At 62.4% G+C, this 13829-nt stretch carries 11 protein-coding genes; 8 read left to right on the top strand and 3 right to left on the bottom strand.

All coding sequences use genetic code 11. The features are described from left to right. The first annotated feature begins 306 nt into the window (after nt 1–306). From codB to CWM53_RS03890, 7 genes are all read left to right on the top strand, one after another. A complete protein-coding gene (gene codB / locus CWM53_RS03920) occupies nt 307–1569 on the top strand; it encodes a cytosine permease (protein ID WP_074386562.1) in 1263 nt (420 codons plus the stop codon). Beyond that, the gene (locus CWM53_RS03915) at nt 1566–2801 is read left to right on the top strand and encodes a PucR family transcriptional regulator (protein WP_074386563.1); all 1236 of its coding nucleotides are present in this window, start codon (nt 1566–1568) and stop codon (nt 2799–2801) included. Before codB ends, CWM53_RS03915 begins: the two co-directional genes overlap by 4 nt. Next, nucleotides 2798–4036: a cytosine deaminase gene (codA, locus tag CWM53_RS03910; RefSeq protein WP_061155377.1), complete on the top strand. Its 1239-nt coding sequence runs from the start codon at nt 2798–2800 to the stop codon at nt 4034–4036. Before CWM53_RS03915 ends, codA begins: the two co-directional genes overlap by 4 nt. Nucleotides 4037–4181: 145 nt before the next feature. After that, nucleotides 4182–5132: a LacI family DNA-binding transcriptional regulator gene (locus tag CWM53_RS03905; RefSeq protein WP_165785014.1), complete on the top strand. Its 951-nt coding sequence runs from the start codon at nt 4182–4184 to the stop codon at nt 5130–5132. Between the two features lie 121 nt (nt 5133–5253). Next, a complete protein-coding gene (locus CWM53_RS03900; RefSeq protein WP_074386565.1) occupies nt 5254–6063 on the top strand; it encodes an inositol monophosphatase family protein in 810 nt (269 codons plus the stop codon). Between the two features lie 110 nt (nt 6064–6173). Beyond that, a complete protein-coding gene (locus tag CWM53_RS03895; protein ID WP_100631562.1) occupies nt 6174–7532 on the top strand; it encodes an MFS transporter in 1359 nt (452 codons plus the stop codon). A 25-nt stretch (nt 7533–7557) separates the two neighbouring features. Beyond that, entirely contained in the window at nt 7558–8826 is a 1269-nt protein-coding gene (locus CWM53_RS03890) for a histidine phosphatase family protein (protein ID WP_061155380.1), read from the top strand. A 49-nt stretch (nt 8827–8875) separates the two neighbouring features. On the opposite strand, the gene mtnA is transcribed toward CWM53_RS03890, so the two are convergent. Continuing rightward, nucleotides 8876–9904: an S-methyl-5-thioribose-1-phosphate isomerase gene (gene mtnA / locus CWM53_RS03885; protein ID WP_074386567.1), complete on the bottom strand. Its 1029-nt coding sequence runs from the start codon at nt 9902–9904 to the stop codon at nt 8876–8878. Nucleotides 9905–10005: 101 nt separating this feature from the next. Between mtnA and mtnK the strand changes: the two genes are divergently transcribed. Continuing rightward, nucleotides 10006–11205: an S-methyl-5-thioribose kinase gene (mtnK, locus tag CWM53_RS03880; protein ID WP_074386568.1), complete on the top strand. Its 1200-nt coding sequence runs from the start codon at nt 10006–10008 to the stop codon at nt 11203–11205. Nucleotides 11206–11420: 215 nt separating this feature from the next. Here mtnK and CWM53_RS03875 read toward each other — a convergent pair whose 3' ends face one another. Further along, nucleotides 11421–12662 carry an LVIVD repeat-containing protein gene (locus CWM53_RS03875; protein WP_012968719.1) on the bottom strand — a complete coding sequence of 414 codons (1242 nt, stop codon included), beginning with the start codon at nt 12660–12662 and terminating at the stop codon, nt 11421–11423. A 102-nt stretch (nt 12663–12764) separates the two neighbouring features. Next, on the bottom strand, nt 12765–13829 hold the full coding sequence (locus tag CWM53_RS03870) for a sugar ABC transporter substrate-binding protein (RefSeq protein ID WP_100729343.1): 1065 nt from the start codon (nt 13827–13829) through the stop codon (nt 12765–12767).

The raw sequence follows: 13829 nt of genomic DNA, 5'->3' as shown, positions 1-13829 counted from the left end.
TATTCACAGTGATTTAACCAACCGTTTTCAGTACACCGCTATTCTCCACTACTCTCTGGCCAAAAACTGGCGGATCGCCCTGGCTGAAATTCTCCTCCTGCGCCAGGGATGCGCTCACCGCCCTCCTCTGCCCTGGACTGGTGCAAAACATGGCAGGATGCCCACTAAAATGGCATCTCCTCCTCTTTACCTCCTCATTACTGTGCACTGTGCACATCCTGTGATATTCCCCGTGCCCGGTTTTTCCTGGCACATCTCTTGCTACTTCCGGCTATCACCGCCCATCTACCAGCCAGAGGTTCCAGGATGTCAAACAGCAATGATTTTCCCCTCGTCGAAGCGCCCGCCGCCGGACGCAAAGGCGTATTTTCCATCGCCATGGTGTTGTTCAGCTTTACCTTTTTCACCGGCACGATGTTTGCCGGCGGCAAACTCGGCGTCTCCTTTTCCATCGTCAATCTGCTGTGGATAGCCGTCATCGGCAACGCCTTGCTGGCCCTCTATGCCGCGTCGCTGGGCTGGATCGCCGCGCGCAGCGGCCTGAATACGGTGCTGATGGGCCGCTTCTGCTTCGGGGAGATCGGCAGCAAGCTGGCCGACTTTATTCTTGGCTTTGCCGAGCTGGGCTGGTACGCCTGGGGCACCGCCACGGTCGCTATCTCGCTGGTGAAGATCCTCGCCCTGCCCGAGGCGCTGACCCAGCCGTTGATGGTGCTGTTTGGTATTTTGTTCTGCGTCACCGCGCTGGTGGGCTACAAGGGACTGGATGCGCTGTCGCGCCTGTCGGTGCCATTGATGTTTGTGCTGCTGATGGTCTCCATGTATCTGGCGCTGCACCACGCCGGCGGCTGGCAGGCAATGACCCGCATTGCGCCGAGCGACACCATGACCTGGTCGGCGGCCATCACCATGGTCTTCGGGACTTTCGCCAGTGGTGCCACCCAGGCGACAAACTGGACCCGGTTGGCTAACTCCAGCCGGACCGCCATTCTCGCCAGCATGGGCAGCTTCCTCATCGGCAACGGGCTGATGATCGTCGCCGGCGCCTGGTGCGCTATCGTCTATCAACAGGCCGATATTGTGGAAGTCCTGATCCTGCAAGGGCTGTCGGTCGCCGCGGTGATCATGCTGTGTCTCAACCTGCTGACCATTCAGGGACCCACCATCTATAACGTCTCTGCCGCCGCCTGCCATCTGCTGCGCAGCGAACGCCGCCGGACGCTAACCATCGCCGCCGCCGGGGTGGGCATTGTGCTCGCTATTGGCGGTATGTATGAAATGCTGATCCCCTTCCTTGTGCTGCTGGGCAGTATTATTCCGCCCATTGGCGGGGTGATCCTCGCCGACTACTGGTTCGCCCGCGGCGGGCGCTATCCCCTGCTGCAGAACGCCCGCCTGCCTCGTTTTAACTGGCTGGGACTCGGCGCCTACGCCGCCGGCGCGGTGGTGGCCTATCTGTCACCGTGGATCGCGCCGCTGGTGGGGATCACCGTCTCCGCGCTGGTCTATATCGTCCTGACCCTGCTAAGCAAACGCCAGCCTGCCGCCGTCGCGGAGCAGGAGCCATGAGCCTGACGGTCAGCGAACTGCTGGCCCTTGAGGGACTCTCCGCCCTGCGTCTGCGGGCGGGAAAGCAAGGGCTGCAGCGGGCCGTACGCTGGTACTACGTGGCGGAAAATGAACATATCGCCGAGTGGATCATGGGCGGCGAGCTGGTCTTTATTACCGGCATCAACCATCCCCGTGATGAAGCCAACCTGATCCAGTTGCTGATGGAGGGAAAACAGCGCGGCATCGCCGGGATGGTGATCCTCACCGGCGAGGCCTATATCCACGCCATTCCCGCCACGCTGATCGCCCTTGCCGACGAGCTGGGCATTCCGCTGATTGAGCAGCCCTACCTGCTGAAGATGGTGATTGTCACCGAGCGCATCGGCACCGCGCTGGTCCGCAGCGAAAACGCCCTGCAGTCACAGCGCGACATTCTGATGCAGCTGGTCACCGGCGACTATCCGGATCTGCAGATGCTCCATCAGCGCGCCCTCCACCAGCAGCTCGATTTTACCCGTCCGCTGCGGCTGGCGGCGCTGCGTCTGGAGGGGCTGTCCCGCCTGTTTCGCCAGTTCCCGCCCGAACAGGCCGAAGCCTGGCTGCTGCAGGCCCACCGCAGCGTGCGTCAGCAGCTGCAACAGCAGCTCAACCAGCAGGGCAACCCCTTCCCGCTGCTGGAGCGCAGCAACATGTTCCTTTTCCTGCTGCCGGATGAGGAGGGGGAAGGCTTTCAGCAGAAAAAATGGCTGCAGCAGTGGCTGCAGGCGCTGGCGGACGGAGAGGAGAGTTTGTCGCTGCTCTGCGGCCTCTCCGCGCCGGTCAGGCAGCTGCAGGGTTACCCGCGGGCGCTGTCGCAGGCGCGCCAGGCGCTGGATCTGTGCGATACCCTGCGGCCGACCCAGCGCATCAGCGACTATCAGCAGCTGGGGTTTATCAAACTGTTGTCCGCGGTCAGCGACCCGGCGCTGCTCAACGATTTTATGCACGACACTCTGGGCTGCCTGATCGAGCCGGGCCGCAAAGCGCCATGGCTACTACTGGAGACCCTCGAGACGCTGCTGCAGGAGAACGGCAATGTGGTGCGGGCCGCCGACCGGCTGGGCCTGCATCGCAACACATTGCATCAGCGCATCCAGCGTATTGAAAAACTGACCGGCTACCCGGTCAGCCACCCTCAGTTTCATCTCAACGCCTCGGTCGCGCTGGTGATCTGGCGTTTATCGCAAAACCATTTACAGGACCCACCATGAAAATTATTAACGCTCGCCTGCGCCGCCAGGAGGCGCTGTTTACTCTTGACCTGCAGGACGGGATGATTCACCGCATCACCGCCCAGGCCGCGATGCAGACTGCCGACGCCGGGGATATCGACGCCCAGGGCCGGCTGGCGATCCCGCCCTTCGTCGAGCCGCATATTCATCTTGACGCCACCCTCACCGCGGGCGAGCCGGAGTGGAACCGCAGCGGCACCCTGTTTGAAGGCATCACCCGCTGGAGCCAGCGTAAAGCGAGTATAACCCCGGAGGACACCCGCCAGCGGGCCATGAAAACCATCGGTATGCTGCGCGATTTCGGCGTCCAGCACGTCCGTACCCATGTGGATGTCACCGATCCGTCGCTGTCGGCCCTGAAGGCGCTGCTGGCGGTGAAACAAGAGGCCGCCGATCTTATCGATCTGCAGATTGTCGCCTTCCCGCAGGAGGGGATCGAATCTTACCCCGACGGCCGCGGACTCATGACCCGCGCCATCGAGATGGGCGCCGACGTGGTGGGCGGCATTCCGCACTATGAGAACACCCGCGACAAAGGGGTCAGCTCGGTGATGTTTTTGATGGACCTCGCCCAGCGCTACGGCCGCCTGGTGGATGTCCACTGCGATGAAATCGACGATCCGCAATCACGTTTCCTCGAAGTGCTGGCGGAAGAGGCGCGGGTGCGCGGCATGGGGGCCCAGGTCACCGCCAGCCACACCTGCGCGATGGGCTCTTATGATAACGCCTACTGCTCGAAGCTGTTTCGCCTGCTGAAAGCCTCGGGCATCAACTTCATCTCCTGCCCGACCGAAAGCATTCATCTGCAGGGCCGATTTGATAGCTGGCCGAAACGGCGCGGCGTCACCCGGGTGGCGGAGCTGGATCGCGCAGGCATCAACGTCTGCTTTGCCCAGGACTCGATTCAGGATCCGTGGTACCCGCTGGGGAACGGCAATATCCTGCGTATTCTGGATGCCGGGCTGCACATCTGCCATATGCTCGGCTATGACGATCTGCAGCGCTGTCTCGACTTTGTCACCGATAACAGCGCCCGGGCGCTGTGTCTGGGCGATAACTACGGCCTCGCCGAAGGCCGCCCGGCGAATCTGCTGATCCTCGATGCGGAAAACGACTACGAGGCCGTTCGGCGCCAGGCACGGGTGCTGACCTCCATTCGCCACGGCAAGGTGATTTTGCAGCGTGAGGTGGAGCACATCCGCTACCCGGCATAGGGCGCAAGGCGCTGCGCGACGACGCCTTTCTGTGATACCTTTTCAGGCAGTGTGCGTGACCGACGCCCGCCCGGGCGTCGGCTTCCTGGATAACAGACGGCGCGAAACGACGATGAGCGATAAAAAATGGATTAAGGCCGAGGACGTGGCCAGACTGGCCGGCGTCTCGCGCTCGGCGGTCTCCCGCACCTTCACCCCCGGCGCCTCGGTGTCGGAGAAGACCCGGCAGAAGGTGCTGAGCGCCGCGGAAGCCCTGGGCTATCAGGTGAATATCATCGCCCGGACGATGATCACTGGCAGCAGTAATTTTATCGGCATCGTCACCGCCGGTTTCGACAACCCGTTTCGCAGCAAACTGCTGGCGCCGCTGGTCCATCAGCTGGCGCTCAATGGCTTTATGCCGCTGCTGATGAACGCTGACGATCCGCAGCAGCTCGCCCCCTCGCTTAAACAACTGCTGAGCTATCACGTCGCCGGGGTGATCATCACCTCCGGCGCGCCGCCGCTGTCGCTGGCGGAAGAGTATCTGGCGCGCAAGATCCCGGTCACCCTGATCAACCGTCATGCGGACCTCGCCGGCTGCGACCGGGTGTGCAGCGATAACGCCCAGGGGGCGAAGCTGGTGGCGGATCTGTTCAGTCGTCGAGGCTGGCAGCAGGTTGGCTTTATTGGCGAAAATCGCGAGAACTTCAGCACCCGCGAGCGCTATGAGGCTTTTATCGCCCGGACGTCGGGTATGACGGTGAGCAGCCGCTTCTGCGACGGCGGCGGCTATCAGGCCGGCTACCAGGCCGCCAGAGAATTGGTTGCTGAAAACCCCGGGGTGCAGGCGCTGTTCTGCGCCACCGATATGCTGGCGCTGGGCGCCCTGGATGGCCTGCGGGACGCCCCCGCCCCGCTGCCGGCCATCGTCGGTTTTGACGATATCCCGCAGGCGGACTGGCAGCCCTATCAGCTCACCACCGTCCAGCAGAATACCGCCCTGCTGGCGCACCACGCGGTGGATCTGTTGATGACGCGGATCGCCCGCTTCAGCCTGCCCTCACGCCATCGCGAAGTGCCAGTGAAACTAATTATTCGTCATAGCGCTAAATGAAAAAATCATTTTATGCTGGAGCGATCACAGAATCTTCTGCGAAACCCGGCCACACTCATTCGGCCCTTCGGGGCTGTTTTTTTCACGCAAAATGCACACGTGTGCAAAATAGGGAGTCACTATGCAATCTCAGGAATCAGAAGCGCTACAGGCCCGCTACCGTCTGGCCTGCGAGCTGGCGAAGGCGGGGGCTGAGCTGGCGTTTGAATACTATCAACAGCGCGAGGCGCTGACAGTCGACCATAAAGGCGATGACCTGCAGGATGTGGTCAGCGTGGCCGACAAACGGGTGGAGGCCTTTGTCAAACAGCGCATTCAGAGCGCGTTTCCGCAAGATGGCTTTCTCGGCGAAGAGAGCGGCACCCGCCTGCCTGACGCCCGGATCCTGTGGGTGGTCGACCCCATCGATGGCACAAGCTGTTTCCTCAACGGCCTGCATGCCTGGTGCCTGTCGCTGGCGATCGTCGCCGACGGCGAACCGGTCATCGGCGTGGTCTACGACCCCAACCATCGCGAGCTGTTTCACGCCCTGCGGGGCCATGGCGCCTGGCTCAACGACGCCCCGATCCGTCCGCACCCTGGGGCGACGGTCAAAGAGGGCGTGATGGGCGTCGGCACCTCGCATCGCGTCACCCCGGCGGACTTTCTGCCGTTTCTGCAGGCGCTGCTCAGCGACGGCGGCATGTTTATCCGCAACGGTTCCGGGGCGTTGATGAGCGCCTGGGCGGCGGCTGGCCGGTTGATTGGCTACTACGAGCCGCACATGAACCCGTGGGACGCCCTGCCGGGGCTGGTGCTGATGCGCGAAGCGGGCGGCGCCAGCAACGATTTTCTGGCGCAGGAGGGGATCCAGCGCGGCAATCCGCTGCTGCTGGCCAGCCAGACGCTGTACCCGCAGCTGAAAAAGATGATCCCACAACCCTTACATTAACCCTTACGGGTCAGGCTATCTCTGATTATGTACTCTACACAGTAACGATAACTTCACTCACGGACGAACCACATCAATCAGTCACGCCTCCGACCTGCGGAGAACCACCTATGTCTGGAATTATCGCTTTTTTCCGGGCGTCGCCGCCGAAAGCGGGCGCCGCGTTTGATGAACACCGTTTTCGCCGGGTGCGCTGGCAAACCTTTATCGCCATGACCCTGGCCTACGTGACCTTTTACGTCTGCCGTTTATCATTCACCGTCGCCAAAAGCGCGCTGGTGGAGCTGGGGATCACCCCGACGGAGCTGGGCATGATCGGCTCTACCCTGTTCTTCAGCTACGCCATCGGCAAACTGGTCAACGGCTTTATCGCCGATCACGCCAACGTGGTGCGCTATATGAGCCTCGGTTTATTGCTCAGCGCCGGGATGAACCTGATGATGGGGATGACCACTAACGCCCTGCTGCTGGCCATCTTCTGGGGGATCAACGGCTGGGCCCAGTCGATGGGCGTCGGCCCCTGCGCGGTCTCACTGGCGCGCTGGTACGGCGTTAAGGAGCGCGGCACCTTCTATGGCATCTGGTCGACGGCGCATAATATCGGCGAGGCGGTGACCTATATGGTGATCGCCGCGGTGATCGCCGGATTTGGCTGGCAGATGGGCTACCTGTCCACCGCCGCGCTCGGCGCCGCCGGGGTGGTGCTGCTGGTGCTGTTCATGCACGATTCGCCGCAGAGCAGCGGCTTCCCGTCCATCAACGTCATCCGCGATGAACCGCAGGAGGAGGCCGAAGCGCGCGGCTCGGTGTTTAAAAACCAGCTGCTGGCGCTGCGCAACCCGGCGCTGTGGACCCTCGCCCTCGCCTCCGCCTTTATGTACATCGACCGCTACGCCGTCAACTCGTGGGGGATCTTCTTTCTCGAGCAGGATAAAGCCTATTCCACGCTGGAGGCGTCCGGGATTATCGGCGTCAACGCCATCGCCGGGATCGCCGGGACCATCATCGCCGGCATGCTCTCCGACCGCTTTTTCCCGCGCAACCGCAGCGTGATGGCCGGGTTTATCAGCCTGCTGAACACCGCCGGCTTCGCCCTGATGCTCTGGTCGCCGCACAATTATTACACTGACATTCTGGCGATGGTTATCTTCGGGGCCACCATTGGCGCCCTGACCTGCTTCCTCGGCGGGCTGATTGCCGTCGATATCTCCTCGCGCAAAGCCGCCGGGGCCGCGCTCGGCACCATCGGCATCGCCAGCTACGCCGGGGCCGGCCTGGGCGAGTTTCTCACCGGGATCATTATTGATAAAACGGCGATCCTCGAGAACGGCAAAACGCTGTATGATTTCAGCACGCTGGCGCTGTTCTGGGTGGGTACCGGTCTGGGTTCCGCGCTACTCTGTTTTACCACTGCCGCCATCGTCGCCCGACGCCATGCCGTCGAACGGCAGACCTCGTTCTCCTCATAACCGATTAACGAATAAGGAAGAAGATATGATGCCTGCAAGACATCAGGGGCTGTTACGCCTGTTTATCGCCTGCGCGCTGCCGCTGCTGGCGCTGCAATCTGCCGCCGCCGCGGACTGGCAACTGGAGAAAGTGGTCGAGCTCAGCCGCCACGGTATCCGCCCGCCGACGGCCGGTAACCGGGAAGCCATCGAGGCCGCCACCGGACGACCGTGGACCGAGTGGACCACCCATGACGGCGAGCTCACCGGCCATGGCTATGCCGCCGTGGTTAACAAAGGGCGTGAGGAAGGCCAGCACTATCGCCAGCTCGGCCTGCTGCAGGCGGGATGCCCGACGGCGGAGTCGATTTACGTGCGCGCCAGCCCGCTGCAGCGGACGCGAGCGACCGCCCAGGCGCTGGTGGATGGCGCCTTCCCCGGCTGCGGCGTCGCTATCCATTACGTCAGCGGGGACGCCGATCCCCTGTTTCAGACCGACAAGTTCGCCGCCACGCAGACCGACCCCGCCCGTCAGCTGGCGGCGGTAAAAGAGAAGGCCGGGGATCTGGCGCAGCGTCGGCAGGCGCTGGCGCCAGCCATCCAGCTATTGAAACAGGCGGTTTGTCAGGCCGATAAACCCTGCCCGATCTTCGACACCCCCTGGCAGGTCGAGCAGAGCAAAAGCGGGAAAACCACCATTAGCGGACTGAGCGTGATGGCCAACATGGTGGAAACGCTGCGCCTCGGCTGGAGTGAAAACCTGCCTCTCAGCCAGCTGGCGTGGGGCAAGATCACCCAGGCCAGTCAGATCACTGCCCTGCTGCCGCTGTTAACGGAAAACTACGATCTGAGTAACGATGTGTTGTATACCGCGCAAAAACGCGGGTCGGTGCTGCTCAACGCCATGCTCGACGGCGTCAAACCGGAGGCGACCCCGAACGTACGCTGGCTGCTGCTGGTGGCGCATGACACCAATATCGCCATGGTGCGTACGCTGATGAACTTTAGCTGGCAGCTGCCGGGCTACAGCCGGGGAAATATCCCGCCGGGCAGTAGCCTGGTGCTGGAGCGCTGGCGCAACGCGAAGAGCGGGGAACGCTATCTGCGGGTCTATTTCCAGGCGCAAGGCCTCGACGACCTGCGTCGTCTGCAGACGCCGGACGCGCAGCACCCGATGCTGCGTCAGGAGTGGCGTCAGCCGGGCTGCCGTCAGACCGACGTCGGTACGCTGTGTCCCTTCCAGGCAGCTATTACCGCCCTCGGTCAGCGTATCGACCGGCCGTCCGCCCCCACGATAACGATGGTTCTGCCGTAGCGGCGCGGGCCCGGGAAAGCCGTTTTTTCCAGGCCCGGCACGGTGTCTGCTATCCGTTGTCCGGCGCAAACGCCCCGGCGGCGACCTGCGCCGGGGTGACCACCCCGCTGTCCAGCACCCAGCCGCTTATCAGCCCAGCAGGCGTGACGTCGAACGCCGGATTGTAAACGGCAGCCCCCGTCGGCGCCCACTGTACCGCGCCGAAGCTGCCCGCCACCCCGGTCACTTCCGCCGCGGCGCGCTGCTCAATGGGGATCGCCGCGCCGTTCGGGCAATAGCGGTCGAGGGTGGTCTGCGGGGCAGCGACGTAAAACGGGATCTGGTGATAATGGGCCAAAACCGCCAGAGAGTAGGTGCCGATTTTATTCGCCACGTCGCCGTTGGCAGCGATACGGTCGGCGCCGACCCACACTGCGTCCACCTGCCCCTGCGCCATCAGGCTGGCGGCCATTGAATCGGTGATCAGCTGATACGGCACGCCCAGTTCGCCCAGCTCCCAGGCGGTTAAACGTCCGCCCTGCAGCAACGGCCGGGTTTCATCGACCCACACGTTGGCCACCTTTCCCTGCCGGTGCGCCAGCGCGATAACCCCCAGGGCGGTCCCCACCCCGGCGGTCGCCAGGCCGCCGGTGTTGCAGTGGGTCAGCAGTCGACTACCGGACTTCACCAGCGCACTGCCCGCCTCAGCGATGCGGTCGCACAGCTGTTTATCTTCTTCGACCAGACGCAGGGCTTCCACTTCCAGCGCCTGCGGGTAATCTTCCCGGGCCAGCGCCTGCTTCATGCGATCCAGATTATTCATCAGGTTGACCGCCGTCGGCCGCGCCGCGCGCAGCGTCTCCAGCGCCTGCTGGAGTTCATCCCGGTTCAGTCCGCGCTGGGCCAGCAGAGCCAGCAGCAGGCTGGCGGACAGGCCAATCAACGGCGCGCCGCGCACCCGCAGGGCGTGAATATGGTCCACCAGCAGCGCAACGTTATCCGCCGCCAGCCAGCGTTTTTCCTGCGGCAAGGCCTGCTGGTCGAGAATAAAAAGCTGATTTTCACTCACCCGCAGGCTGGTGGTCTGTAATGTCTGCATGTCGTTAAATCCCTGTTGCGTTGTTGTATCACATTGTGTCAGGATGGAATCCAGAAGTATAGACGTCTGAACGGCTTAATCAGAATTCGAGGATCGAGGCAATGTCGCAATACCATACCTTCACCGCCCACGATGCCGTGGCTTACGCGCAACAGTTCGCCGGCATCGACAACCCATCGGAGCTGGTCAGCGCGCAGGAAGTGGGCGATGGCAACCTCAATCTGGTGTTTAAAGTGTTCGATCGCCAGGGCGTCAGCCGGGTTATCGTCAAACAGGCCCTGCCCTACGTGCGCTGTGTCGGCGAATCCTGGCCGCTGACCCTCGACCGTGCCCGTCTGGAAGCGCAGACCCTGGTCGCCCACTATCAGCACAGCCCGCAGCACACGGTAAAAATCCATCACTTTGATCCCGAGCTGGCGGTGATGGTGATGGAAGATCTTTCCGACCACCGTATCTGGCGCGGGGAGCTTATCGCTAACGTCTACTACCCGCAGGCGGCCCGCCAGCTTGGCGACTATCTGGCGCAGGTGCTGTTTCACACCAGCGATTTCTATCTCCATCCCCACGAGAAAAAAGCGCAGGTGGCGCAGTTTAGTAACCCGGCGATGTGCGAGATCACCGAGGATCTGTTCTTTAACGACCCGTATCAGATCCACGAGCGCAATAACTACCCGGCGGAGCTGGAGGCCGATGTTGCCGCCCTGCGCGACGACGCGCAGTTAAAGCTGGCTGTGGCGGCGCTGAAGCACCGTTTCTTTGCCCATGCGGAAGCGCTGCTGCACGGCGATATCCACAGCGGGTCGATCTTCGTTGCCGAAGGCAGCCTGAAGGCCATCGACGCCGAGTTCGGCTATTTCGGCCCCATTGGTTTCGATATCGGCACCGCTATCGGCAACCTGCTGCTTAACTACTGCGGCCTGCCGGGCCAGCTCGGCATTCGCGACGCCGCCGCCGCGCGCGAGCAGCGACTGAACGATATCCACCAGCTGTGGACCACCTTCGCCGAACGCTTCCAGGCGCTGGCGGCGGAGAAAACCCGCGACGCGGCGCTGGCTTACCCCGGCTACGCCTCCGCCTTTCTGAAGAAAGTCTGGGCCGACGCGGTTGGCTTCTGCGGCAGCGAACTGATCCGCCGCAGCGTCGGGCTGTCGCACGTCGCGGATATCGACACTATCCAGGACGACGCCATGCGCCATGAATGCCTGCGCCACGCCATTACCCTCGGCAAAGCGCTGATTGTACTGGCCGAGCGTATCGACAGCGTCGACGAGCTGCTGGCGCGGGTACGCCAGTACAGCTGAGTGCGCCTGTTTTCCCTCACCCCGGCCCTCTCCCATAGGGAGAGGGAGCACACCCTAAAAAAGTGCAATCTTCAGGGTTTGCCCGGCGGCGCTGCGCTTGCGCGGGCCTACAGATAACTGCATAACGGTTTGATATTGCAGTCTTTCGTAGGCCGGGTAAGGCGAAAGCCGCCACCCGGCAGAAATGCGAGCACCATTTTGCGTTTATCTTGCCCTCATCCCAGATATTCAATCACCGACAGCCCGCCGTTATAATCGGTGCTGTAGATAATGCCCTGCGCATCGACAAACACGTCACAGGACTGGATCACCTGCGGGCGGCCGGGACGGGTATCCATCATCGTCTTCGGCGCCGCCGGCACCAGCGCCCCGGTCTCCAGCGGACGATACGGGTTAGATATATCGTAAGCCCGCACGCCGGCATTCTGATAAGTGGCGAAGATAAGCGTCGAGCTGACAAAGCTGCCGGGACGATTCTCATGCAGGTTGTGCGGGCCGAAATGCGCCCCTTTCGCCACATAGTCGATTTCATCCGGCGGCGGGAACGTGGCGATGCTCACCGGGTTTGACGGCTCGCGGATATCAAACAGCCAGATCAGCTTCTCACCGTCCTCCTGATTGTCGAGCACCGCTTCATCCAGCACCACCAGCAGGTCACGATCCGGTAGCGGCAGCGCGGTATGCGTCCCGCCGCCGAACGGCGGGCTCCAGTTGCGATGGCTAATCAGCGTCGGCTGGGTACGGTCTTTGACATCCAGCAGCGTCAGGCCGCCGTCGCGCCAGCTGCCGTAGGCGGTATCCCCGGCAATAATGGCGTGATGCAGCGCATAGCGTTTGCCCTGCGGCCAGTCCGGTGTTTCACCGCCCGCCTGGTGCATCCCCGGCAGCCACCAGCGCCCGGCCACTTCGGGCTTACGCGGATCGGCCAGATCGATGGTCAGGAAGATGTAGTCAGTAAAACCGTCGATCAACGCGGACACATACGCCCAGCGGCCGCCGACGTACCAGATGCGGTGAATACCGATGCCGTTAAGCGACAGGAAACTGATTTCCCGCGGCTGCGCGGGAGTGGAAATATCAAAGATGCGCAGCCCGGCGCTCCAGCCCTTGTCCTGCACATCGCTGACCGTGTCGCCCACCGAGCGGGTGTAGTAGACCTTCTCATCAGCAAAACGGGCGTCGGCAAACAGATCCCGGGCGTTGATCACCAGCAGCAGATCGTCATGCGCCTGCAGATGCACGTTCCAGGTGCCCGGCGGCGCGGCAATATAGTTGACGGTGGTAGGCCGGGTCGGATCGCGAACATCGACCACGGAAAAGCCCTGCGACACCATATGGCCGATATAGGCGAATCCGCGGTGCACCATCAGCTGCACGCCGTCCGGACGACCGCCCTGATCGCTATGGCCAATCAGCCGCATATTGCGGCTGTATTCGGGGGAAGGTAATGCTGACATAGGGGATCCCTCTCGCCCGGTGGCATGGTTTTCCCCCTCTCCCTGCAGAAGAGGGCCGGGGTGAGGGCACCAGGCCGCCGCCCACCGCCACCCGGCTTGATTTTATTTGTTTTTCGCTTCCAGCGTCGCGAACCACGGCGCGATAAAGTCTTCGGTCTGGCCCCAGCCAGGGATAATTTTCCCCAGCGACGCCACGTTCACCGCCCCCGGCTGGGCCGCCAGCAGCGCCTGCGGGATCGCCGCCGCCTTGAAGTCGTAGGTGGCTGGCGTCGGCTCGCCGGCGATCTTATTGGCGATCAGCCGCACGTTGGTCGCGCCGATAAGCTTCGGATCCACCGCCACGCTCACCTTCCATGGGCTGCCGGCTTCGCGCATCAGCTGCAGATCCTGGTTGGAAATATCAATGCTGTAGAGTTTGATCTCGGTGCGGCCATTCTCTTTCAGCGCTTTATAGGCCCCCTGGCTAAAGGCATCCCAGGTGCCCCAGATCGCGTCGATTTTCCCTTTCGGATACTTGGCGAGGATCGCCCCCACCTTGTTGGCAGTGTCGCCCTGCACATCGGATGACACGGCGCCGATCGACTCCAGCTCTTTAATCCCCGGATTTTGCTTCAGCAGCGTCTGGTAATCCGCCTGACGGCGCTCCATCGGCGGGAAGCCCGCCACCCACAACTTGACGATGTTGGCCTTGCCGTTGAAGTCTTTCACCAGCTGGCCAAAAGAGAGCTCGGTCAGCGACGCGTCATCCTGCTGACTGACCGTCACCCCTGGGATCTCACCGCTCACCGCGGTATCGAACACCGCCACTTTGATCCCGGCATCCACCGCCTTCTTCACCAGGGCGGTGGAATACGGGTCACGCCCCTGGGAGAGAATAATGCCATCGTATTTCTGGCTGATGGCCTGGTTGACGAAGTCCTGGAATTTGGCGTCATCGCCGTTGCTCAGGAAGGTGCTGATTTTGAAACCGAGCTTTTTGCCTTCCTGCAGCGCCCCGGAGACAAACTGGGTGGTGTTATCGTCAGACCCCAGGTTGCGGATCACCGCAATACGGATCGGGCCGCTGTGCTCGGCAATCGCCGCCGGCACCGGCGTCGGGGCAGTGGCCAGCGCCGCCGTCGACTGCAGCAGACCCAGCGTCATCAGAGAGAGTGCGATCTTTTTCAT

Origin of the sequence: Klebsiella sp. A-Nf5, assembly GCF_002810545.1 — a bacterium.
Taxonomy (GTDB): domain Bacteria; phylum Pseudomonadota; class Gammaproteobacteria; order Enterobacterales; family Enterobacteriaceae; genus Klebsiella; species Klebsiella variicola.
This window is presented reverse-complemented; position numbering and strand designations above follow the sequence as displayed.

Coding starts and splice junctions, on each gene's coding strand:
- codB (WP_074386562.1), top strand. CDS start 307: ATGTCAAACAGCAATGATTTTCCCCTCGTCGAAGCGCCCGCCGCCGGA.
- CWM53_RS03915 (WP_074386563.1), top strand. CDS start 1,566: ATGAGCCTGACGGTCAGCGAACTGCTGGCCCTTGAGGGACTCTCCGCC.
- codA (WP_061155377.1), top strand. CDS start 2,798: ATGAAAATTATTAACGCTCGCCTGCGCCGCCAGGAGGCGCTGTTTACT.
- CWM53_RS03900 (WP_074386565.1), top strand. CDS start 5,254: ATGCAATCTCAGGAATCAGAAGCGCTACAGGCCCGCTACCGTCTGGCC.
- CWM53_RS03895 (WP_100631562.1), top strand. CDS start 6,174: ATGTCTGGAATTATCGCTTTTTTCCGGGCGTCGCCGCCGAAAGCGGGC.
- CWM53_RS03890 (WP_061155380.1), top strand. CDS start 7,558: ATGATGCCTGCAAGACATCAGGGGCTGTTACGCCTGTTTATCGCCTGC.
- mtnA (WP_074386567.1), bottom strand. CDS start 9,904: ATGCAGACATTACAGACCACCAGCCTGCGGGTGAGTGAAAATCAGCTT.
- mtnK (WP_074386568.1), top strand. CDS start 10,006: ATGTCGCAATACCATACCTTCACCGCCCACGATGCCGTGGCTTACGCG.
- CWM53_RS03875 (WP_012968719.1), bottom strand. CDS start 12,662: ATGTCAGCATTACCTTCCCCCGAATACAGCCGCAATATGCGGCTGATT.
- CWM53_RS03870 (WP_100729343.1), bottom strand. CDS start 13,829: ATGAAAAAGATCGCACTCTCTCTGATGACGCTGGGTCTGCTGCAGTCG.